Here is a 23,763-nt window from a genome sequence, read left to right as displayed (position 1 = left end):
TACTAAGCTGTTACAGTAAAAAATATACCCTGTTACACACACAAAAATGTGACAAACTCAAAAAAAATAACTAAATCTTTGACGCGAGCGATATAACAGGTATATAATAATCCTATAACAGCGGAACTTGATATTCAAATTTTTTTGTTGAGGTGAAGAAAATGAGCAAGGTTCCTTATGAAGTTTACACAGAGGAAGTTGAGGCGCTGTCCGTACTTTCTCCGGATGGTGAAATTATCAATAAAGATATGTTGCCTAAACTTACAGATGATCAATTGAAAGAAATTATGTATCGAATGGTATTTACACGTACTTGGGATGATCGTGCCGTTAACTTAGGCCGTCAAGGGCGTCTCGGTTTCTATGCTCCGGTATCCGGACAAGAAGCAACCATGGTTGGTAGCGAATATGCGCTCCAAAAAGAAGACTTTATTGCTCCAGGCTACCGCGATATTCCGCAAATCGTTTGGCATGGCCTGCCATTATACCAAGCTTTCTTGTATTCCCGTGGTCATCAACACGGCGGCCAAGTGCCGGACGGTGTTAATGTACTGATGCCGCAAATCATCATTGGCGCGCAAATTTTGCATGCTATGGGTATTGCTATGGGTTACAAGCTGAAAAAACAAAAACAAGTCGCCATTACATATACAGGTGACGGCGGTTCTTCCGAAGGTGATTTCTACGAAGGCCTGAACTATGCTGGTGTATACAAGTTGCCAGTTATTTTCTTTGTGCAAAACAATGGTTACGCGATCACGACTCCATTCTCAAAACAAACGGCTGCTCTTTCGATCGCTCATAAAGCAGTAGCTGCTGGTATTAAAGGCGTGAAAATTGACGGCATGGACGTGCTTGCAGTTATTAAAGCCGTTCAAGAAGCTGCAGAGCGTGGACGTAATGGTGAAGGTGCTACTTTGATTGAAGCCGTAACGTACCGTTTCCGTCCGCATTCCCTTTCTGATGATGCAACAAAATATCGTTCTAAAGAAGAAGAAGGCGAATGGAATGCGAAAGATCCAATTGCCCGCTTTGCGAAATACCTTGAGAAAAAAGGCCTTTGGACTGAAGAAGATACAGCTCGCGTAAAAGAAGAAGCTAAGGCAAAAGTGAACGAAGAGATCAAAAAAGCCGAGAAAACAGAGAAAATGACAATTCCTGGCCTGATCGATAGCATGTTCGAAACAACGCCTAAGCACTTGGAAGAACAAAAAGCTGATTTTAAATAATTGAACTTGAAAGAGACCGGGCCGTAACCCGATCCGGTCTGCTTTTCGATTGACCTGAACTGAAATTGATCTGTCAATGTTTAAGGAGGAAATGAAGCAAATGGCACAAATGAACATGAAAGAAGCGATTCGTGACGCACTGCGCGTAGAGTTGAAACGCGACCCTAACGTCCTGCTTTTCGGTGAAGACGTAGGTCATGTAGGTGGCGTATTCCGCGCTACAGAAGGTCTGCAAAAAGAATTTGGCGAAGAACGTGTATTCGATACTCCGCTGGCGGAATCCGCAATCGGGGGTCTTGCTGTCGGTTTGGGTATTCAAGGCTTCCGCCCTGTAGCTGAAATCCAGTTCGTAGGCTTTATCTTTGAAGCGCTTGATCAAATGGCAATTCAAGCATCCCGTATGCGTTACCGTTCCGGTGGACGTTACAATTCTCCAATCGTATTCCGTACACCTTTTGGTGGCGGTGTTAAGGCAGCCGAGCTGCATACAGATTCCTTGGAGGGCCTGCTGGCTCAAACACCTGGTATCAAGGTTGTTGTTCCATCCAACCCTTATGATGCAAAAGGTCTCATGATTGCGTCTATTCGCGACAACGATCCTGTGTTTTTCATGGAGCATTTGAACTTGTATCATGCATTCCGCGCTGAAGTTCCTGAGAATGATTACACAGTTGAACTGGGCAAAGCTAATGTAGTTCGCGAAGGTTCCGATGTGACGATCATTACTTACGGTATGATGGTACACACTTCGATTAAAGCTGCGGATGAGCTGGAAAAAACAAAAGGTATCAAAGTAGAAATCATTGATTTGCGTACCATTAGCCCGATTGACATTGATACCGTTGTTGCTTCTATTCAAAAAACCAATCGTGCCATCGTTGTTCAAGAAGCGCAAAAGAGCTCCGGTGTAGCTGCTGAAGTTATTGCACAAATTAACGAAAAAGCAATCCTGCATCTGGAAGCACCCGTTCTGCGTGTAGCAGGTCCGGATACCGTTTATCCTTTTGCTCAAATTGAAGATACTTGGTTGCCAACGCCAACACGTATCATTGATGCGGTTAATAAAGTATTGGAATTTTAATTAAAGCACACCGTAAATTTGGGAGGTTTTAAACGTGGCTAAATTTGAATATAAATTCCCGGAGCTAGGTGAAGGTCTTCACGAAGGCGAAATCATCAAGATGCACATTAAGCCCGGCGACAAAGTAACCGATGAAGATATCATCATGGAAGTACAAAACGATAAGGCTGTAGTTGAAGTTCCTTGTCCGGTTAATGGTACAGTACAAGAAGTATTTGCCAAAGACGGTGACATCTTTAACGTAGGTCAAGTCGTAGCTGTAATTGATGCAGAAGGTGAACTTCCCGAACAAGAAGATGCACCAGAAGCACCAGCTGCTAGCCCTGAGCCAAGTGCTGCTGCACAAAGCGGAGCTGCAGGTACAGCTAGATTTGAATATAAATTCCCAGAGCTGGGTGAAGGTCTTCACGAGGGCGAAATCATCAAGATGCACATCAAGGCCGGCGACAAAGTAACCGATGAAGATATCATCATGGAAGTACAAAACGATAAGGCTGTAGTTGAAGTTCCTTGTCCGGTCAATGGCACAGTACAAGAGGTATTTGCCAAAGACGGCGACATCTTTAACGTAGGTCAAGTCGTAGCTGTAATCGCTGCAGAGGGTGAACTTCCTGAACAAGAAGAAGCACCAGCTGCTGCTAAACAAGAACAGGATGCTGCACAAGGCGGAGCTAACACTAAACCAGCTGCAACTCCTGTTGCTTCTAACAAAGATGTACTAGCTACACCTAGCGTCCGCAAATTTGCTCGTGAGCAAGGTGTAAACATCGCTCAAGTGAGTGGCTCCGGCAAAAATGGTAAAATCACCAAAGAAGATGTAGAAGCTTTCAAAAATGGTGGAGGCCAAGCGGCTGCACCAGTAGCGAAAGAAGCTGCAAAAGCACAAGAGCCTGCTAAGAAAGAAGCGAAAGCTGCAGCAGCATCCGCACCAGCAGCAGATCCACGTGCTGAGGAAGAGCGCGTACCATTTAAAGGTATCCGCAAGGCTATTTCCAATGCTATGGTTAAATCGGCTTATACGGCTCCGCACGTTACGATTATGGATGAAGTAGATGTAACTGAACTGGTTGCTTTCCGTACTCGTATCAAACCAATTGCTGAGAAGAAAGGCACAAAAGTAACATACCTGCCATTCATCGTAAAAGCTTTGGTTGCTGCTTCCCGTCAATTCCCGGCTCTGAATGCCTCAATCGACGAAGAAGCAAACGAAATTGTCTACAAAAAATACTACAACATCGGTATCGCTACAGATACAGACAACGGTTTGATCGTTCCTGTTATCAAAGATGCTGATCGTAAGAGTATCTGGATGATTGCTGATTCCATTCGTGATCTGGCTGTGCGCGGTCGTGATGGAAAATTGGCAGCAAATGAGATGAGAGGAAGCACAATCTCCATCACTAACATCGGTTCCGCAGGCGGTATGTTCTTTACTCCAATCATTAACTTCCCTGAAGTTGCGATTTTGGGTACTGGACGCATCAGTGAAAAAGCAGTCGTGAAAAACGGTGAAATTGTTGCCGCTCCAGTAATGGCTCTTTCTCTGAGCTTTGACCACCGTATTATTGACGGTGCAACTGCTCAAAACTTCATGAACTATATCAAACAGCTGCTCGCTAACCCTGAGTTGCTTGTTATGGAGGTGTAATCAATGGTAGTAGGAGACGCTTCTCTGGATATTGACACATTGGTTATCGGTGCGGGTCCTGGCGGCTATGTAGCTGCCATCCGTGCCGCACAATTAGGACAAAGCGTATTGATCGTTGACAAATCTGAGCTGGGCGGTGTCTGTCTGAACCGTGGATGTATTCCATCCAAAGCTTTGATCTCTGCAGCTCATCAATACGAAGCAGCTAAACATGGCGAGTCTTTCGGTATTTCGGCTGAAAATGTAAAAGTAGACTTCGCTAAAACACAAGAATTCAAAAACGGCGTTGTTAAGAAAATGACAGGCGGCGTAAGTGGCTTGCTCAAAGGCAACAAAGTTGAAGTTTTCAATGGTGAGTGCATGTTCATCAACGAAAACGAAGCGCGTGTATTCAACGAACATGAATCACCACGTTACCGTTTTAAAAATGCAATTATCGCAACAGGTTCCCGTCCAATCGAACTGAAACCATTTCCTTTTGGTGGACGCATTCTGTCTTCTACAGAAGCATTGAACCTGCCTGAAATTCCGAAAAGCCTGATCGTAATCGGTGGTGGATACATTGGTGCAGAGCTCGGACAAATGTACTCCAAATTCGGTTCCAAAGTAACGATTATTGAAGGTATGGATACAGTGCTTCCTGGTTTCGACAAAGATATGACTTCGATCGTTGCGAAAAGCATGAAGAAAACGGGCATCGAAATCTTCACTGGTGCTAAAGCGGAAAGTGCAGAGCAAACAGATAAAGACGTAACAGTGAAATTCTCCGTTAACGGCGAAAGCAAAGAAGTAACTGCTGATTATCTGCTTGTAACTGTTGGACGTCGTCCAAACACAGACGGTGAACTGGGTCTGGATCTGATCGGCCTAGAACTGGATGAGCGCGGAATGGTGAAAGTTGATCACCAAGGACGTACTAGCATTCCTCACATCTTTGCAATCGGCGATATCGTAGCTGGTCTTGCTCTGGCGCACAAAGCTTCTTACGAAGGTAAAGTAGCTGCTGAAGCAATTGCAGGCGAGCCGTCTGTAGTAGATTACAAGTGTATGCCGGCTGTCGTTTTCACGGATCCAGAATGCTCCAGCGTAGGCTACACAGAGTCACAAGCCAAAGAAAAAGGCTACAATGTCAAAGTTGGCAAGTTCTCTTATGGAGCAAACGGTCGTGCGGTTTCCCTGAACGCTGCTGAAGGTTTTGTGAAAATCGTTGCTGACGCTGACACAGGTTTGGTACTGGGTACGCAAATCGTAGGTCTGGAAGCTTCCAACCTTATTGCTGAGCTGGGTCTGGCGATTGAAATGGGTGCTACACTCGAAGATATCTCCTTGACTATTCATGCTCACCCTACACTGGGCGAGATCGTTATGGAAGCAGCGGAAGTCGTGCTGGGTCATCCGATCCACGCATTGGCACCACGTCGCTAATACCATTTTTCATTATCTCGTTTTCGTTTTCATACATGACAAAGAGAGGCAAGGAGCGCTATATCTGCGCTCTTTGTCTCTTTTTTTTCAAACTTTAGGATTTTCAGGACTACCATGAAAATTCACACAGTACATGGTCAACGAAGTACCGTACATGATAAACTAACTATAGATATGGGTGCAGAAAAGAATTTTAAAGATTAGAATCTGGCGATGCCAGGTTTTTATTCATGCTCAAAGGAGAGGAATAACGTGCGTAACTATTTGGAACTGCTGGAGGATATTTTAGAGAATGGAGTAAAAAAAGAGGATCGTACAGGAACAGGTACACTATCTGTTTTCGGAAGGCAACTCCGTTTTGACCTGGCCAAGGGCTTCCCCTTGGTGACCACCAAAAGAGTACATTTGAAATCCGTTATTCATGAGCTGTTATGGTTTTTGCGGGGAGATACCAACATTTCTTATCTCAAGGAGAACGGAGTTACCATTTGGGATGAGTGGGCAGACGAGCAGGGGAATCTGGGGCCTGTATATGGGTCGCAATGGCGCTCGTGGGAAACAACAGACGGACAACATATTGACCAAATTGCGAATGTCATTGAAGCTATTAAAAAAAATCCGGATTCACGTCGACACATTGTCAGTGCTTGGAATGTGGCTGAAATCGAATCGATGAAGTTGCCGCCATGTCACTTTGTATTTCAGTTCTATGTAGCTGGAGGGAAGCTTTCCTGTATGCTAACGATGCGTTCTGTGGATACCTTTTTAGGGTTGCCGTTTAATATCGCAAGTTATGCATTACTAACGCATATGGTTGCACAGCAGTGCGGTTTGGAGCCCGGCGAATTTATTTGGTCAGGCGGCGATGTGCATATTTATTCAAATCATATGCAACAAGTGCATACACAGTTGGAACGTGATCCTTATCCGTTGCCTCAGTTGAAAATTCTGCGCAAGCCGGATTCGATTTTTGATTATACCTACGACGATTTTGCTTTTGAAAATTACGAATATCATCCAGGGATTAAGGCGCCTGTCGCCATTTGATTAGAGGAGGTGGGAAAATGGGCATTTCAATGATATGGGCTATGGCACAAAATGGTGTGATCGGCCGAGATAACAAACTTCCCTGGCGCCTCCCTAGAGACATGGCCTTTTTCAAAGAGCAGACGATTAATAAAACGGTACTCATGGGACGCAAAACGTGGGAATCCTTTGGAGGAAAAAGCCTGCCAAACCGGCGTAACGTTGTCTTGACCCGAGATCTGCGCTATCAGACGGAAGGTGCGGAAGTAATTCATTCAATGGAAGAAGGACTCCAATTAGCAAAGCAGGAAGAGTTAATGGTCATCGGAGGAGCAGAGATTTATTCACTGTTTTGGCCACATGCTGATCGGCTGATTGTGACTCGGATTGAGGAGGTTTTTGAAGGCGATACAACCTTCCCTGAGCTGGATTGGAACGGCTGGAATATAGTTAGTGAGACCCCAGGTATCAAGGATGACAAAAATCCCTATGAGTATCGTTTTGTTGTTTACGAGAGAACCGAATAAGAATAGACTATATCCGACCCCACTCATTTGAAAAATTAATAAACCATATAAAAAATCCTTTTGGCTGTTGATGCAGAAAGTTGCATAAGTTTTCATCACTTTTACGCTGTATTGTGATACAATAAATCAAATTCAATGAGAACAGACCCTTTCATAATACAAATAGACAAATTCGAATTTGACTTAAATTCTGAATGGATGATCGGGGTTCATAAGCGAAGAGATGGGGGAACGTAACATGTCTACACCAACTGGATTTATGGAATACACACGACAGCTTCCTACAGACCGGGACCCGGCAGAGCGTATAAAGGATTGGGAAGAATTCCATAAGCATATGTCTGAGGAAGAGCTGCGTACCCAAGGGGCGCGTTGTATGGACTGCGGAACCCCTTATTGTCATACGGGGATGGATATCATGGGAGCAACTTTAGGCTGCCCGGTTCATAATCTCATTCCGGAATGGAACAATCTCGTATATCGTGGTTTGTGGAAGGAAGCGCTAGAGCGGCTGCACAAAACGAATAACTTCCCAGAATTCACAGGTCGTGTTTGTCCTGCGCCATGTGAGGGTTCATGTACTGTGGGACTGATCGGACAGTCTGTTACAATTAAAACCATTGAGGAAGCTATTATCGAAAAGGGTTTTGAGGAAGGCTGGGTTGTCCCTAATCCGCCAGAAAAGCGTACAGGCAAACGAGTGGCTGTTGTCGGTTCGGGTCCGGCAGGTTTGGCTGCAGCGGCTCAGCTTAACAAAGCAGGGCACAGCGTGACTGTGTATGAGCGTGCAGATCGTGTGGGTGGATTATTGATGTATGGCATACCGTCCATGAAATTGGATAAAAAGGTTGTTCAGCGGCGTGTGGATTTGCTGGAGGCTGAAGGTATTCAATTCATCACCAATACGGAAATCGGCAAAGATATCCCTACCGATCAGTTGATTGGTGAATATGATGCTGTTGTTCTATGCGGTGGTTCTACGAAGCCAAGAGAATTCAACATTGAAGGTAGCGATTTGAAGGGTGTTCATTATGCGATGGATTATCTGAATGGTACCATCAAAAGTTACTTGGACTCCAATCTGGAAGATGGCAACTATTTGTCTTCCCAAGGTAAGGACGTTATTGTAATCGGTGGCGGTGATACGGGTTCGGACTGTGTAGCTACTTCTTTGCGTCATGGTTGTCGGAGTGTCACTCAATTTGGCACACATACCAAAGCACCTATGGAGCGTGACCCGATTGCCAATCCTTGGCCACAATTTCCAAACGTGTACTCTCTTGATTATGCACAGGAAGAAGCTAAGGCGCTGTTCGGAGAAGATCCACGTGAGTTCTCCATCATGACGACCAAATTTGTAGGTGATGAAAACGGTAATCTGAAAGAGCTGCACACCATTCAAATTCAACGGATTGTTGATGAAACAGGGCGCAAAATCTATCAACCGATTCCAGGTACGGAGCGCGTATTCCCTGCACAAATTGCTCTTATTGCCATTGGATTTGATGGTCCTGAGCAAACGATTGTAGAGCAAATTGGCTTGGAGACGGATCGTCGTTCCAACGTTAAAGCACGTTATGGAAAATATGTTACTAATGTGGATAAGGTTTTTGCTGCAGGTGATATGCGTCGCGGACAAAGTCTTGTTGTGTGGGCTATTAATGAAGGTCGAGAAGCTGCGCGTGAAGTTGATAAATACCTCATGGGCGCTACCGTTTTGGTGTAATTATAAATTTTATGTTACGGATCAGTCAAAGCTCCATCTTCGGATGGGGCTTTATTGTATTTCAAGCTGAGTCTGCCAGAAGCGAAAAATGAATAAATGATTATTGAGCTGTGAAACATTGTGAAATATATGTTATATAATATAACTTAAATTTAATCGTATCACCATATATTTCTTATCCAAATTGATCATAACATAAAAAAGAGTGTTTAGTGTAGCTTTTTTATAGAAAAAAGAATTATTTCACAAGAAAATCTGATATATATGTGTGATGTAAATTAACATACACATAACTTTCGGTGACTATTTAAAATCATGACCTGAGAGAACCATGGTATCTATGGTATAATACACGTATATTGTTGAAGCGTTTGACTAAATGAATTTACAAAGGAGCTTTCGTCGGGAGAAGGCTCCTTTTGCATGAGGCCGGGATACCTGTGTTTTCATTAATATCCATGTATATGTATGATTCATGGAGGAGAAACAGAAGGCCGTCAGGAAGGAATGGAGTATGAATGAAGACGTTGATTATTGCTGAGAAACCGGATATGGGACGGACGATTGCCGCTGTTATGGAGCCGCGGGCTAAAAATAACCGTACCTATTTGGAAGGGGAGAAATACATTGTAACCTGGGCGATCGGGCATTTACTGGGTTTGGCTGAGCCGGATGCATACGATGCTAAGTACAAGCGATGGAATATTAAGGATCTTCCTATTATCCCTGAGCAGTTCAAAATTGTACCGAATCCGAAAACAAAAGATCAGCTGAAAATGATTGGTGAACTGGCCAAACGCTGTGATGCCATCGTAAATGCTTGTGATGCTGGACGGGAAGGGCAATAAATGGGAAGTAAATAATGTAAATCTCGAAACCCCTTATCTTATCTATGGATAGGGGGTGAATTATTGTTGTCAGAATGCAACGTATTGTGTAGAATTAAAGAAAATTATGGAAACATAATTGAGGTGGGGGTGGTCCCTCTATACTCAACTTATACAGAGGAATGAATAAAAATGCTTGGGAGAGGGGGGGGTGTGTATAAAGAGCTTCTGAGCATAGCACAGCTAATGGGGGAAACAATGCGATTGGTTGGGTATGCCCGATACTACAAATCCCTTAACATTGATGGTTTACATTACATACATCAAGTAGAAGGTACCCAAGTGATCGCTATTGTTAAACCAAATCATAGTACTCATCATGAAGCTACAACATTTTTAATGAATCTATTATTAACGGAAAAGCTAAAAATGAATACGGTTACAGGGCATGCCCAGAATCTGAAAAAGTTCTTGGATTACATGATGTTCTGGAGGCTAGAGGAAGATTTTGAACATATCCATAATATCGAAGTAAAAGCAGGTGGACCGTATCCTATTGAAGTAATATTACTGGGATTTGCGGATTACCTTCGATGTATTCCAAAAGGTTACAAGCCATTTGAAGATTTAAAGGTGGCGACTCACGGGATTCATTGGTCTATGTTAAAGAATATCCCCCTTAACAAACATGCAATGGCAGAAGGGAAGCTATCAACCGTAATTCGAAGCAGTCATAACGATTTAAAGAAAACCAACTGGTGTGAGTACCCGTCTGGTGCACTTGCTCCGATCATCTATACTGCATGTGCATATCTGAAGTTCTTGCGTGATAGAACAACAAGATTTAAATACCTGCCATTAGAGCAGGTTCCGAGAAAAGAAATAAGAGATAATCATTCATTAATAGCGGGTACTGCGGGTAGTAGGGTGCGGATAGTGTTTGATGTGGAAAATATTGCTCGAGATTCCGGTACTGCAGGACCTGGAGGAGGGAAGAGCAGGCAAGCCTCTCCCATTAACCACGACAAGGTCTTTAGTGAGACCGAAGCAGACATGTTCTTTGAATTGATCGATCCGTATGAAAATGCTTTGGATCTTCTTCTCTTTGCGATATTGCGTTACTTTGGATTACGCCCTGGTGAAGCAGCTGAGATTCGAATTGAGCCGTCAACAATTCCTTCCAACTTAAACGTGTATCATACAGCAAGAGAGGAATTAACCGACTCTCTTTCCGGGAACTTGCAGTTTGTAAAAGAACGCGGGTTGCGGGGGAATTGGGTCATTGATACGGGGTGGAAAACGAAGGCTTCCTGCAGGGACGTGGCGTTGATAACTCACAAAACAATTGATCCATTTAGCAGGAAAAATATCCGATTTCCAACACAAGAGGAGTTCACTGATCTTCTGTATTGGGCACTTCTTCAGCGGCGGGAACTTTTGTCTTATTACACAAGTGAAGATCATGGCTATCTATTTGTATCAGAGTCAAACAATTCAAAAGGGAAGCCATTAAGTAAGAAAGGCGTTTACAGTAAGTATAATAATTTGGCTGATGACTTATTTCAACGAACTGGGGGAAGCGTAGACCCACGTTCCTACTATCCACACACCTTCCGACACTTATTCGCGACATCACTTCTCCTAAGATATCGCAGACCAATCGAAGAGATCAGCAAGTGGTTGGGGCATTCTTCTGTCGTGATTACGCGCGATACATATATTCATTGGATACCTGAGTGAAATAATGACACAGAAAAAGGTAAAGTAGATCATTTAGGGAGGGTATTTATGCGACAGGCGGAGATCTCAGAGGGAATCCACGCGCATGAGGAGGACTCGGAATGACACTAGAATGGACTCCATTATCGGAATTTCGCAAATTTTTAAAAAACACGCTGCGTTTGAATCATGTGAATCAAGTATTTTCTTCTATAAAAAATCCCGTCCTTCAATTATTTACTACATTTCCGGCCCCGGATAACTGGTTAGCTGTACCGCCTGAAGAGAGAGCAACCTTTCGGCATCGCGACAGTCGAGACCTATGGTATGTCATTTTCTGGGCTTGGCATACAGGTTTTTGCAAGGGAAATGATGTAGTAGCACAATATCGTCGAAACGACTTGGTTTGTTACCTGTCAACCAGAGGTCGTGTTAATCTGTCGGATTTCCCCGTCAAAATGGGCCTCCTCAAAAATTCAGAAGCAGAACACATCCGCAAAAAAGACTCAAACCGTATAGGTTTGTTCAACAAACTATCTATACACCTTCTAGGTGTTATGAAACCGCTGGGCGATTTCACGGAAGAAGATATAGCGTTAGCGGATGTAATGCGTCCGAACGACAAACGTTATAACGCCAAGTGTTTAAAGGACATTCTTTTTGAGCTTGGATATTCGGATGAACCAGGAAGACGTAGGCAAAGAATACTGTTTGACGATTGCTGTGAGCATCCAAAGTGGGGGGATATCGCACGTGAGTTTCGCGAGCATTTAAAACGAAGTAATTCGCTAGACTATTATATTCGTAAAGCGGGCAGTGCTTTGCATAAATTTTTCAAATGGCTTGACCAGCACGGGGAGTCGGATGCTTCATCTCTCGAGTATGAAGATTTTCTCGATTTGTTTGATTACATTTCAAAGAATAACGATGGAGAGGAGTTTTCAGCTAAGTATACCGGGAACAATCTTGGATTTATCAGGTTCCAGGGGTCGTTTTTTTATTTCAGGAGGTTGGTCTCTATGACCCAAAAGAGAAGTCCCAAGTCCGATAGGATGTACCCCTGGTATGTCTTATCTGTAACCAGTCTCGGAGCGTTCCTGGTTCTGGTCAGTATCGGAACGCTTAATGTCGCATTGCCGGAATTAAGCCAGCAATTTCATGCGAATGCGGCAGCTTCCAGCTGGATTTTACTTTCCTATATGCTGGTAAACACTATCCTGATTTTAATCTTCGGACAAATTTCGGATATTTTCGGAAGAAGCCGAATGTATTTAATAGGAATGGCCATCTTTACCGTATCCAGTTTACTACTCGGTTATGCTTTTAATGTAGAGGTACTAATCCTTCTTCGGATCGTACAGGCTGCCGGAGGAGCGCTCGTAGTGACGAACACAACACCGCTGATTACCGATGCGTTTCCCCAATCGCAGCTGGGCACCGGTCTCGGTCTGAATTTATTGTCCGCTTCCGTCGCGCAGGTGCTTGGCCCGGTCGTCGGCGGCGTGGTCACGACCGCCTGAGGCTGGAGGTGGGTGTTCTGGTCTAATGTTCCCTTCGGGATCTTTGCTCTCATCTGGGGGCTCTGGATTCTAAGGGTGAAGCCCCTAGCGCAGCTCCATAAAAAAGTGGACGGATATGGAGGCATCATGATCTTTGTCGCTTTAGCGGGTCTAATCATTGCTTTATCCAAGGGGAGAGAACTGGGCTGGGGAGACAAGCAGGTGATCGGAGGTTTTGCGATATTCGCCATATTTACTACTATATTTTTATGGCATGAGCATCGTTCAGCATCACCTCTACTAGATTTAAGCCTTTTTGAAAGCTGGACGTTCAGTATGGGGAACATCGCTACATTCTTTAATTCTTTTGCCCGTACGGCGGTTGCTCTGCTCTTCGCTCTCTATTACCAATTTGCCTTCCACCAAAACGCGCTTAATGCCGGTCTAAGGATCCTTCCAATTACGATAGGGATGTTGGTCATTTCTCCGATTGCTGGCATGTTGACTAAGAAGGCGGCCATTCGAGTTCTGGCCTCACTTGGAATTCTTATTTCTATAGCAGGACTACTACTACTCCTATTCGTGGTCGGTGGAAATTTCTCTTACGGGGTCACCGCTTGCGGCATGTTGTTAATCGGGGTCGGGACCGGTTTATTCCTTACCCCCAATACGACGGAGATCATGTCAAGCGTTCCGGAGCAAAGCCGCGGGGTGGCGAATGGACTGCGGTCCATGCTATATAACTTGGGTCAAGTGCTGAGTACGGCTCTTTCTTTAACCATCGTCGGCGCAGCGCTGCCAGCCCACCTGAAGAACGTGCTGTATTCCGGAAAGAATAATGTGATTTCTGCCGTTGATTTTGCTTTCGTCATTCACGGTTACCGCTGGGTCATCATCGCACTAATAGGGACTTCTCTACTCGCTCTTGCTGCCTCGTGGTTCCGTCCGCAACAGAAAAAAGCTTACGAAAGCTCTTCAGCGGCCTCTTGACTTTGACGCATTGATGCCGCGTCAATCCGTCCGATCCTCATCGATCGGTCCTGCGGCTGCCGCCATAACCCCAGCGCGTCCGGTAAGCCCAAACTTCTGGAGCTAGCGATATATATCCGGCGGGTAGTGGAGCGTTGACAATAATATTGCTTACCAACCTGTAACTAAAGAAGTTTTTATTAGAAGGATACCTTTTTACTTCTACAAACCCGATACACGCTCAAAAAATGTAGGTGGCTTCCTTGCTATAATACGTTGCTCTCATTTTAAGATTTCCAGCCTAATAAAAATTTCAAGTAAAGTAGAACTTATGACCTATTGGAATTATTTTCATATTACTGTATTATCATTGAGTGTAAACATGATCGATCAGGACTTTTTAAAAGAACACATAAAGGATAAATACGGATACGAAAGACTCATCACTTATTTCTCAAGACATGAAGTAATTGGGGAAGAAATTTTTCCGTATCTTGGTACTGCCATTCACTAAACGGACTGGTTTATTTGCGTTTATGGGAGGATTTCACGGAATGTCGCTGGGGAGTCTGGCTGTTACCAGCAACATTCAGAAAAGATCTTCCTCCGGCATAGCATTATCCGATGTTACCTTTTTCCCATACTCCGAGAGTCCAATTGACTCATTCGATACTATTGAATACATGGAAGCCGTTCTAAACGACGGTCACTCGGGAATCGAAAAACCGGCGGCTATTATATTTGAAACCATTCAGGCGGAAGGCGGCGTAAATATAGCTTCACCCGAATGGATGCTCAGGCTGAGGGAACTTAGCGACAGACACGGTATTCTACTGATTTGCGATGACATTCAGGTTGGCTGCGGACGCACCGGACCGTTCTTTTCATTTGAACGTGCCGGGATGATCCCTGATATTGTACTGCTTTCCAAGTCAATCAGCGGGTATGGCCTTCCCATGTCTATTCTGCTGATGAAACCGGAACTTGATGTCTGGAAGCCTGGTGAGCATAACGGTAGGTTCCGGGGAAACCAGCTTGCTTTCATTGGAGCTACAGCTGCGTTGGAATATTGGGAAATGAATAATTTGGAACAGTCTGTGAAATATAAGGAAGCATTTGTAAGAGAATATTTAACCAAGCAGATTTTGTCATTACATAAGGGCCTGACCATTCGGGGTGCAGGTTTGATTTGGGGTATTGATTTTTCCAATGTGGAGGATGAGCGAATCACGCAAAAAGTAGTAGAGGAATGTTACCAAAACGGTTTAATCATCGAAAGCGCAGGAAGAAAAGACAGTGTTATAAAACTTATGCCTCCGTTAACCATCGAGCTTGAACTTTTGCAGCAGGGTTGTTCAATTATCAGACAAGCTATTCAAGAGAATATAAATAAAGTATTGGAGGTCGAAAGTTATGGATAAAATCGCCATTATAGGAATAGGATGCCGTTTGCCAGGAGGAATAAGGGGGCCTGAGGAGTTCTGGGAAGCATTGACTGCGGGAAAAGATATGACTTCCGATTTACCCGAAGGCCGCTGGGATTTAGAAAAGTTTTATGATCCTGACAAATCAAAGCCAGGCAAGCATTACACCTGTCATGGTGGATTTTTAGATAAAATAGATGAGTTTGACCCTTTGTTTTTTGGTATTTCTCCAAGGGAAGCGGCCTTTCTTGATCCACAGCAAAGACTGATGCTGGAGACATCATGGGAAGCAATGGAAGATGGAGGCTTGGATCCGGCCAAGCTAGCAGGAACCAATACCGGTGTCTTTGTAGCGGGCTTCACCCTTGACTATCAAGCAATACAATTTAAAAACGAATCGGTTGAAAGTTTAGATACACATTCGGCAACGGGTATGATGATGACAATGTTGTCCAACAGGATTTCATATATATATGATTTCAGAGGTCCAAGTTTGTCTGTAGATACAGCGTGTTCGGGCTCTTTGGTTGCAACACACCTTGCATGCGGGAGTTTATTGAATAATGAATGTAATCTCGCAATAGCAGGCGGAGTAAGTGTTATAGCTACACCTGAGTATACCATAGCGGAAAGTAAGGGTGGTTTTTTATCTCCCGATGGACGGTGCAAAACTTTCGATTCCAGTGCAAACGGTTATGCAAGAGGAGAAGGAGCCGGCGTTGTGGTTTTAAAACGCCTGTCAGATGCTATCGAAGACGGAGATAGGATTTATGCCGTAATAAGTGGATCGGGTGTAAACCAGGACGGCCACACAGACGGGATTACTGTTCCAAACGGGCAGGCTCAGGAAAACTTAATGAAGGAGGTATACAAAAAGGCAGGAATATCACCTTCAGATATAACATATATTGAAGCTCACGGCACCGGCACTCCGGTTGGAGACCCTATTGAGGCTAATGCAATAGCACGAGTGGTTTCAACAGACAGGCCAAAAGATAAAAAGTGTATTGTCGGATCTGTTAAGACAAACATTGCCCACCTTGAGGCCGCTGCAGGAGTTGCCGCACTGATAAAAGCTTCACTAATCATAAAGCATAAGCAAATACCTCCACATCTGCACTTTAAGAATCCAAACCCTAAAATTCCCTTTGACGATTTATGTATACGAATTCCTCAGACCCTGGAGCCTTTGCCGCAACCCGCATTGGTTGGCATAAATTCATTCGGTTTTGGAGGAACAAATGCCCATATCCTCTTGGAGGAAGCTACAGATCTCCAAAAACAGGGTACTCCTGAAGTTAATGTAAATACCGGATGGCCATATATGATTCCCATATCTGCGCGCTCAGAAAAGGCGCTAAAAAACTATGCGCAAAAGTATGTTGATTTTATTAATGGAAGTGGAGAAAGTATTTCTTTATATGATATTGGAAGCATGATGAGCAAAAAGCGCACCCATCATGACTATAGACTAGCGGTTTCGGCATCTTCAAAGGAAGAACTTGCAGGAAACCTGGAAGCGTATATTAAAGGACAAGCACGCCAGGGGATGTCTGCGGGAAATGTTGAGGCAGGAAAGTACAATAAAGCTGTTTTTGTATATACAGGTATGGGGCCCATATGGTGGGCTATGGGCAGACAGCTCCTTGAAAAAGACCCTGTGTTTAGAAATATGATAGAAAAATGCGATAAACTTACACGTCAGTATGCTGGATGGTCTCTACTGGAGGAACTTCTCGCCGATGAGGAGAATTCACGTCTGGACCAGCCCCAGTTTGCTCAACCTGCCAATTTTGCTGTTCAGGTGGGTTTGACTGAAGTATGGAAATCCTTGGGTATTATACCCCATGCGGTGGTAGGACACAGTGTTGGAGAAGTGGCTTCTACATATGTTGCAGGAATTTACAGCCTTGAAGATGCCATGTTGGTAAGTATTCACAGAAGCCGTGCACAGCAAAAAGCAGTAAACAAGGGCACAATGCTGGCGGTAGGTTTACCAGAAAAAGAAGTTGTGGCCCTGCTGGATGAGAACATAAAAGGTGTTTCAATGGCAGCAATCAATAGCCCAAATTCGGTAACTTTGTCAGGTGATCCTGATGCCCTTGAGCAGATCCAAAAACAGTTGCAGGATAAGGGGGTTTTTGCGCGGCTTTTAAAGGTCAATGTAGCGTATCACAGTTACCAAATGGAACCATATGAGCAGGAGCTATTGGAGGCATTAAAAGGAATAAAGTCCCAGCCTGCCGGGATACCGATATATTCCACGGTTACAGGGAAAATGCTGACGGGTACAGAGTGTGATGGACATTACTGGTATAAAAATGTAAGAGAGCCGGTACGTTTTGAAGCAGCAATGTATGAAATGATTTCGTTGAATTATAACTTATTTATTGAGGTGGGCCCTCACCCTGTTTTAGCAGCTTCTATTTCTGATTGTCTGTCAGCTAAAAACGTTGAAGGTAAGAAGTTGTTCTCTATAAAAAGAAATGAAAACGAACAGGTTTCAATACTGGAGAACTTAGGGAATCTATATGCACTGGGATACCCTATAGATTGGAACAAGATTTACCGGTACCAAGGTGAGTTTGTAAGTCTCCCTCTTTATCCATGGCAATGGGATAAATACTGGATGGAAACGCAGGAATCAAGTGAATTTAGGCAGGGAAAAAATAAGCACAAGTTTTTAGGACGCCGTTTGAAAACTTCCAGCCCTATATGGGAGATTGAACTTAATACTACCTATATGACGTATCTTTCTGATCATAAAATACAAGGTATAGAAGTTTTCCCCGGAGCAGGGTATGTAGAGCTGGGAATGGCTTGTGCCAGAAGCTATTTTGGAGAGGGTTTTTATACAGTTGAAGATATAAAGTTTGAAAATGCTTTATTTTTAAATCAAGGAGTATCACCTGTGGTGCAGGTGGTTTTGGATCCAAAAACCGCAAAATTCGAGATTTCAAGCAGGATACCGGGACAAGATAAGACTTGGACATGCAATGCATCCGGCACAATAAGAAAACGGCAAAACATAAAGATCACTGCTAAAGATGAGTTGATTCAAATACTTGGCAATTGTACCAAAGAATACGGAAAAGAAGTATGTTATAAAACCTTCTATCAAATGGGTTTCCATTATGGTCCTTATTTCCAAGGTATAGACAAGATATGGAAAGGCGATAACGAAGCTCTTGGCAGGATTGAGATCCCTAAAATACTGGAGATTGATAGCTCTATCTACGGTCTTCACCCGGCGGTATTGGACGCCTGTTTCCAGGTTACCATTGCGGCAGTTGCACCACTTAATGAAGATGAAAATAACGAAGGCCAATCATTCCTACCTGTAGGAATAGACAGGGTGCAGCTTTATGGAAGGCCGGAGCCTGTCATGCTTTGTCATACGCAGATGGTAGATAGGAAAGATAATAATTTGAACGCCAACATCCGTCTATATAGTGAGGACGGAAATCTAATCGCCGAAATACTGGGCATAAGAACTAAGGAACTTGGAAATAGTGGAGGGTCTGATGCTGGAAGAGTTAAGGATTATCTTTATGAGATAAACTGGGAGCTTCTAAAAAGTGAAGAAGTTGATACCCGCACAGCTGCTGCTAACTCTGGAGCATGGCTTATTTTTGTGGATCATAAAGCAGCAGGAAAAGAACTGGCAAATCTCCTTGAAAAAAGGGGAGAAGAATGCTTTATGGTATATCCTGGTGAGAATTTTGGTTGGCAGTATGAAGAGCGTGAGATATATATAAACCCTCGAAGCATTGAGGATCTTAGAGCGTTGTTTGATGAATTCTCAAAAATTAAAACGAAGCTAACAGGTATTGTATATATGTGGAGCCTCAATATCCTTGAGATCCAGGAAGTTAGCAATACAGCTATAGAAAAAGCTTGTTTTGAAAACCTGTTTGTATTAAAACACCTGGTACAAGCAACCACAAATCTGGGATTAAATTTTAAGCTGTGGGTTATTACAAGAGGAGCCCAAATGATCAACAGGGCTACTCCAAATTCTGCATTCTTACAGTCGTTGGTATGGGGCCTTGGCACCGTCATAGGTTACCATGAGTTGCCTTCAAATTGGGGAGGCCTTGTAGACCTTGACATAGAGGCCAATGCGGGTGAAATGGAAATGCTGTTAAAAGAAGTCTTAGGTAATGGAGAGAACCAAATTGCTTTCCGTAATGGGAATAGACTTGCAGCAAGAATCGATAAACTGCGGATTGATATGCAGCATCAAGTACCCGTACATCTTCGCCCCGATGGAAGTTATGTTATTACAGGTGCTTTTGGTGGCATAGGTATGATTACAGCCCAGTGGATGGTTGCCAAGGGAGCAAGACATCTGGTACTGCTTGGACGCGGAGAATTTCCAAAACGTTCTGAATGGAACAATGTAGAGCCAGGCAGCAGCCTTGCAGAGAGGATTGAGTTTGTTCGTAAGCTGGAGTCCCAGGGGGCAACAGTATATATTGGATCAGTGGATGTAACTGATGAGGAAAAGCTTGCTGGATTTTTTAAAGATTTTGATAAGGAAGAAAGGCCTCCTATTCGAGGTGTTGTACATTCTGCTGGTATTACGGATGATCAATTTCTTGAGGTTAGTAAAGATGAGACTTTTTATAGGGTCCTTTCGCCTAAGGTAAATGGTGCATGGAACCTTCACCGTATGACAGAGGGACGGCCTATTGACTTCTTTATTTTATTTTCTTCAGTTGCTTCTGTATTTGGTTCACCAGGCCAGGGAGCATATGCAACTGGGAATGCCTTTTTGGACTCACTTGCACATTACCGTTTATCGAGAGGACTTCCTGCACTGAGTATCAATTGGGGACCATGGTCAGAGGTTGGAATGGCTGCAAGGTTTATGGAACGTGATCCGGAGTATTATATACAAAAATCCATAGAATCTGTAACGGTAGAAAAGGGAATTAGGGCTATGGAGCACCTTGTTGGAGAAGCTGTTGCACAGTCTGTGGTTCTACCTATACTCTCGTGGCAAACGTTTGGGGAAAAATGGTTCTCACCCATGAGTTCTCCACATGTGCTTAAAACTCTTTTGCAAGATGAGTCAGGACAACAAGAGAATATAAATAAATCAAAGGTGGATGTTGATATCCTGGAGGATATTATTTCATCTCCAATACAGAGCAGGCAGAATATCGTTGAAATGCATATTAAAACAATAGTAGCGAAGGTTTTGCGTTATAATCCTGAGGATCTAAGTACCAAACAACCACTAACTGTTTTTGGGATGGATTCATTAATGGCCACCGAAATAAAAAACAGGATGGAGGTTGCCTTTAAAACACCTGTTTCCATAGTAGAACTTCTTAAGGGTTCCAGCATATACGATCTTTCCGAGCAAATGATATCAAAGCTATACGAATCGGGAAAGATTTCAGAACAGGGTTCCCTAAATATGGGTAAGGCTGAGCTTGAAAGAATACCTAAAGTTTCTGAAAAAGAGTACTATGAAACCTCATCTGCACAAAAGATGATGTATATCATTAATAATCTTGAGGGTAACAACATTGGGTATAACATACCTGTGGGAATTTTATTTGAAGGTGGGATTGAAAGGGTTGCCCTTGGGGAAGCATTAAAAACATTGATACAAAGGCATGAAGCATTTAGGACATCCTTTGAGATGATTGATGGGGAGCTTGTGCAAAGGATACAAGATGAAGTTGATTTTACTATAGAATATTTTGAGTCTGAGGAAGACGGAGTAGAGAAAATAATCGATGAATTTGTAAGACCGTTCGATTTAAGCAAAGCACCCTTAATAAGAGTAGGTCTTATAGAAATCCATGCTAGCAGGCAAATACTTTTGCTTGATGTACATCATATAGTCTCGGATGGAACTTCAATAATCAGGACTTTTGATGAAATAGTTTCTATATTAAGTGGTGAAAGCCTTCCGGCAATGGAGGTGCAATATAAGGATTTTGCCCAGTGGCAGAATGGCTTGTTTAGCACTGAGGTTTACAAAAAGCAGGAAGAATACTGGCTTAATAGGTTCAAGGGTGAAATTCCTATCCTTGATATGCCTACAGATTATCCTAGGCCTGTCCTTCAAAGCTTTGAAGGAAATAGGTTGCTATTTGATTTAGACAGTCATTTGATGGATAAATTAAATGTACTTTCCTCCCAAACAGGAGCCACCGTGTATATGATACTTCTTGCGGCATTAAATACACTAATGTATAAATACTCAGGACAGGAAGACATAATTATTGGTACTCCTATAGCGGCAAGAACTCATTTTGATACTGAAAGAATACTGGGGATGTTTATAAATACCCTGGCATTAAGGAATTTCCCAGAGGGAAATAAGGCCTTTACTGAGTTCTTGGAAGAAGTAAAAGAAAGCTCCTTAGAAGCATATGAAAATCAGGAATACAGGTTTGATCAGTTTGTGACAAAACTTAACGTAAAGAGAGATTCAAGCAGAAATCCTTTATTTACTGTTATGTTTAATATTGTTCCTTCTGATGAGCATATTATGGAACATCGTGGTGAATTAAAGTATTCCAAATATCCGGTTGAAAGTAAAACATCGAAATTTGACCTAACATTCCAGTTGATACCAGATGGTCATAATATAATATTATGGATGGAATATGCTACACGTCTGTTTAAGAAGGAGACGGTAGAAAGGCTTGTTCAGCATTACTTTAATATCCTTGAAGAGATAACCTCAAACCCTGAAAAAAAACTATCAGAAATCAATATGTTATCCCAAGAAGAAAAGGAGCGAATAATATACGGCTTTAACGATACGAAGGTTGAATTTGAACATCACCTGACGGTACACCACCTGTTTGAGCAGCAGACGAAAGTACGTCCAGACAATATAGCAGTAGCGTATGAAGGCCGTAGATTTACATATGGCCAGATTAACCAAAGGGCAAACAGGATAGCAAGGTACATGCTAAAGGCTGGCACTGGTAGAGAAGAAGCCGTAGTTGTCATGCTGGAGAGGGGACCCTTATTTGTAGAATCGGTACTTGGTATATGGAAAGCAGGGGGGGCTTACATACCTGTAAATCCAAAATACCCTACACAAAGGGTGCTTGATATATTTAAGGAATCTAAAGCTGCCTATGTGTTGACCTTATCAGATTATGTGACCCAGCAGCTTAGTGAGAACTATAAAGGCCGAATTATATACCTTGACCAGTGTGAAAAAGAGATTGAGGCTGAAAGTGGCGAAAACCTAGATCTAGATATAGACATAAATAGTTTGGCCTATGTTATATATACATCTGGTTCAACTGGTGTACCAAAGGGAGCTATGATAGAGCATCTTGGCATGATAAACCACATCCATGCGGAAATAAAGGAACTTTGTATAACTAACAACAGCATAATATCCCAGAACTCGCCTCAATACTTTGATGTATCTGTATGGCAGTTCTTTGCAGCCCTAACCATAGGAGCTCAAATTATCATCTATCCAGATGAAATAGTAAAGGATGTTGCAAGGTTTACGAATCGGATCATAGAAGATGGCATAACGGTCCTTGAGGTGGTACCTTCATACCTTGCTTTAATGCTTGAGTATGTGGAAAATACAGGGAATAAACCGGAAAAACTTCATTACTTGCTGATAACGGGAGAAACCGTAAAATCCGGCATAGTAAGGAAATGGTTTGACCTATGTCCAAATACTAAAGTAGTTAATGCCTACGGACCTGCAGAGGCAGCGGACGATATTACTCTATATACTATGGAAGCTGCTCATGAAGGAGAGAACATTCCTGTAGGCAAGCCTATACAAAATATGAATCTATATATAACAGATAAAAACATGAACCTGTGCCCTATCGGAGTAAAAGGAGAGATCTGCGTCTCTGGAACAGGTGTAGGAAGGGGTTATTTAAATGACCCTGAAAAAACAGCCCATGTATTCCTTGAAGATCCTTTCAGAGAAGAAAAGGGGATAAGGCTGTACAAAACAGGAGACCTGGGAAGATGGCTGCCTGACGGGAATATCGAATTCCTGGGCAGAATAGACCATCAGGTTAAGATCCGCGGATACCGAATAGAGCTTGGAGAAATAGAAGCTCAGCTTCTAAAACATTCTTCAATAAAAGAAGTTGTGGCAGCAACAAGGGAAGACCCCCAAGGGAACAAGTACATCTGTGCATATATAGTTGGAGAAAGTGAATTGACAATACCGGAATTAAGGGAGTATCTCTCCAAAGATCTGCCAGACTACATGATCCCTTCATATTTTGTACAGTTGGAAAAACTGCCTTTATCAGCGAATGGCAAGGTAGATAGAAATGCCCTGCCTGCCCCTGATGGAAATATTAATACAGGGGTAGACTATGCTGCACCATTCGGTGAAATTGAGGAGAAGCTTGTACTGATATGGAGCCAAATCCTTGGAGTCCAGAAGATTGGAGTAAATGATAACTTCTTTGAATTAGGAGGAGACTCATTAAAGGCAACCAATCTTGTATCAAGGGTTCATAAAGAATTTGACATAGAATTTGCATTAAAAGAAGTGTTTATGGGTCCTACAATTTCGGCAATAGCAAAAAGTATTAAAAATAGACTTAACGATACAGTGGAAATCGAAGAAATTTTAAGCATGATTGAAAATCTATAAATAGGAATTAAAAGAGATGAAATAGAGAAGAGGG

The 23,763-nt window shown here is 43.0% G+C and carries 9 protein-coding genes and 3 pseudogenes; all 12 read left to right on the top strand.

What is annotated here, in order from left to right; all coding sequences use genetic code 11:
- The first annotated feature begins 161 nt into the window (after window positions 1-161).
- Window positions 162-1,229 (top strand): pyruvate dehydrogenase (acetyl-transferring) E1 component subunit alpha, encoded by a 1,068-nt coding sequence (gene pdhA / locus MKX46_RS03450; RefSeq protein ID WP_029517443.1) that lies wholly within the window; start codon window positions 162-164, stop codon window positions 1,227-1,229.
- Window positions 1,230-1,329: 100 nt separating this feature from the next.
- Complete coding sequence (locus tag MKX46_RS03445) at window positions 1,330-2,310, top strand: alpha-ketoacid dehydrogenase subunit beta (protein WP_013310510.1); 981 nt, start codon at window positions 1,330-1,332, stop codon at window positions 2,308-2,310.
- A gap of 34 nt (window positions 2,311-2,344) precedes the next feature.
- On the top strand, window positions 2,345-3,958 hold the full coding sequence (locus MKX46_RS03440) for a 2-oxo acid dehydrogenase subunit E2 (RefSeq protein WP_208332708.1): 1,614 nt from the start codon (window positions 2,345-2,347) through the stop codon (window positions 3,956-3,958).
- A gap of 3 nt (window positions 3,959-3,961) precedes the next feature.
- Window positions 3,962-5,383: a dihydrolipoyl dehydrogenase gene (gene lpdA, locus MKX46_RS03435; protein WP_039271311.1), complete on the top strand. Its 1,422-nt coding sequence runs from the start codon at window positions 3,962-3,964 to the stop codon at window positions 5,381-5,383.
- 252 nt (window positions 5,384-5,635) lie between these two features.
- Window positions 5,636-6,430: a thymidylate synthase gene (gene thyA / locus MKX46_RS03430; protein WP_069011721.1), complete on the top strand. Its 795-nt coding sequence runs from the start codon at window positions 5,636-5,638 to the stop codon at window positions 6,428-6,430.
- A gap of 17 nt (window positions 6,431-6,447) precedes the next feature.
- Window positions 6,448-6,936 carry a dihydrofolate reductase gene (locus MKX46_RS03425; RefSeq protein WP_069011722.1) on the top strand — a complete coding sequence of 163 codons (489 nt, stop codon included), beginning with the start codon at window positions 6,448-6,450 and terminating at the stop codon, window positions 6,934-6,936.
- A 238-nt stretch (window positions 6,937-7,174) separates the two neighbouring features.
- Window positions 7,175-8,662 (top strand): glutamate synthase subunit beta, encoded by a 1,488-nt coding sequence (locus tag MKX46_RS03420; RefSeq protein ID WP_069011727.1) that lies wholly within the window; start codon window positions 7,175-7,177, stop codon window positions 8,660-8,662.
- 518 nt (window positions 8,663-9,180) lie between these two features.
- Window positions 9,181-9,507: pseudogene (locus MKX46_RS03415) on the top strand (toprim domain-containing protein); the annotation flags it as partial.
- Window positions 9,508-9,702: 195 nt separating this feature from the next.
- A complete protein-coding gene (locus tag MKX46_RS03410; protein ID WP_341070908.1) occupies window positions 9,703-11,229 on the top strand; it encodes a tyrosine-type recombinase/integrase in 1,527 nt (508 codons plus the stop codon).
- 101 nt (window positions 11,230-11,330) lie between these two features.
- Window positions 11,331-13,697: pseudogene (locus tag MKX46_RS03405) on the top strand (MFS transporter).
- A gap of 491 nt (window positions 13,698-14,188) precedes the next feature.
- Window positions 14,189-15,097: pseudogene (locus MKX46_RS03400) on the top strand (aminotransferase class III-fold pyridoxal phosphate-dependent enzyme); the annotation flags it as partial.
- On the top strand, window positions 15,090-23,729 hold the full coding sequence (locus tag MKX46_RS03395) for a non-ribosomal peptide synthetase/type I polyketide synthase (RefSeq protein WP_341070907.1): 8,640 nt from the start codon (window positions 15,090-15,092) through the stop codon (window positions 23,727-23,729). The pseudogene MKX46_RS03400 and the gene MKX46_RS03395, both read left to right, overlap by 8 nt.
- Window positions 23,730-23,763 lie beyond the last annotated feature (34 nt).

It is taken from the genome of Paenibacillus sp. FSL P4-0113, from assembly GCF_038009305.1.
Lineage (GTDB): Bacteria > Bacillota > Bacilli > Paenibacillales > Paenibacillaceae > Paenibacillus > Paenibacillus polymyxa_D.
The sequence above is the reverse complement of the archived record's forward strand: the minus strand, read 5'-3'. Positions and strand labels throughout refer to the sequence as shown.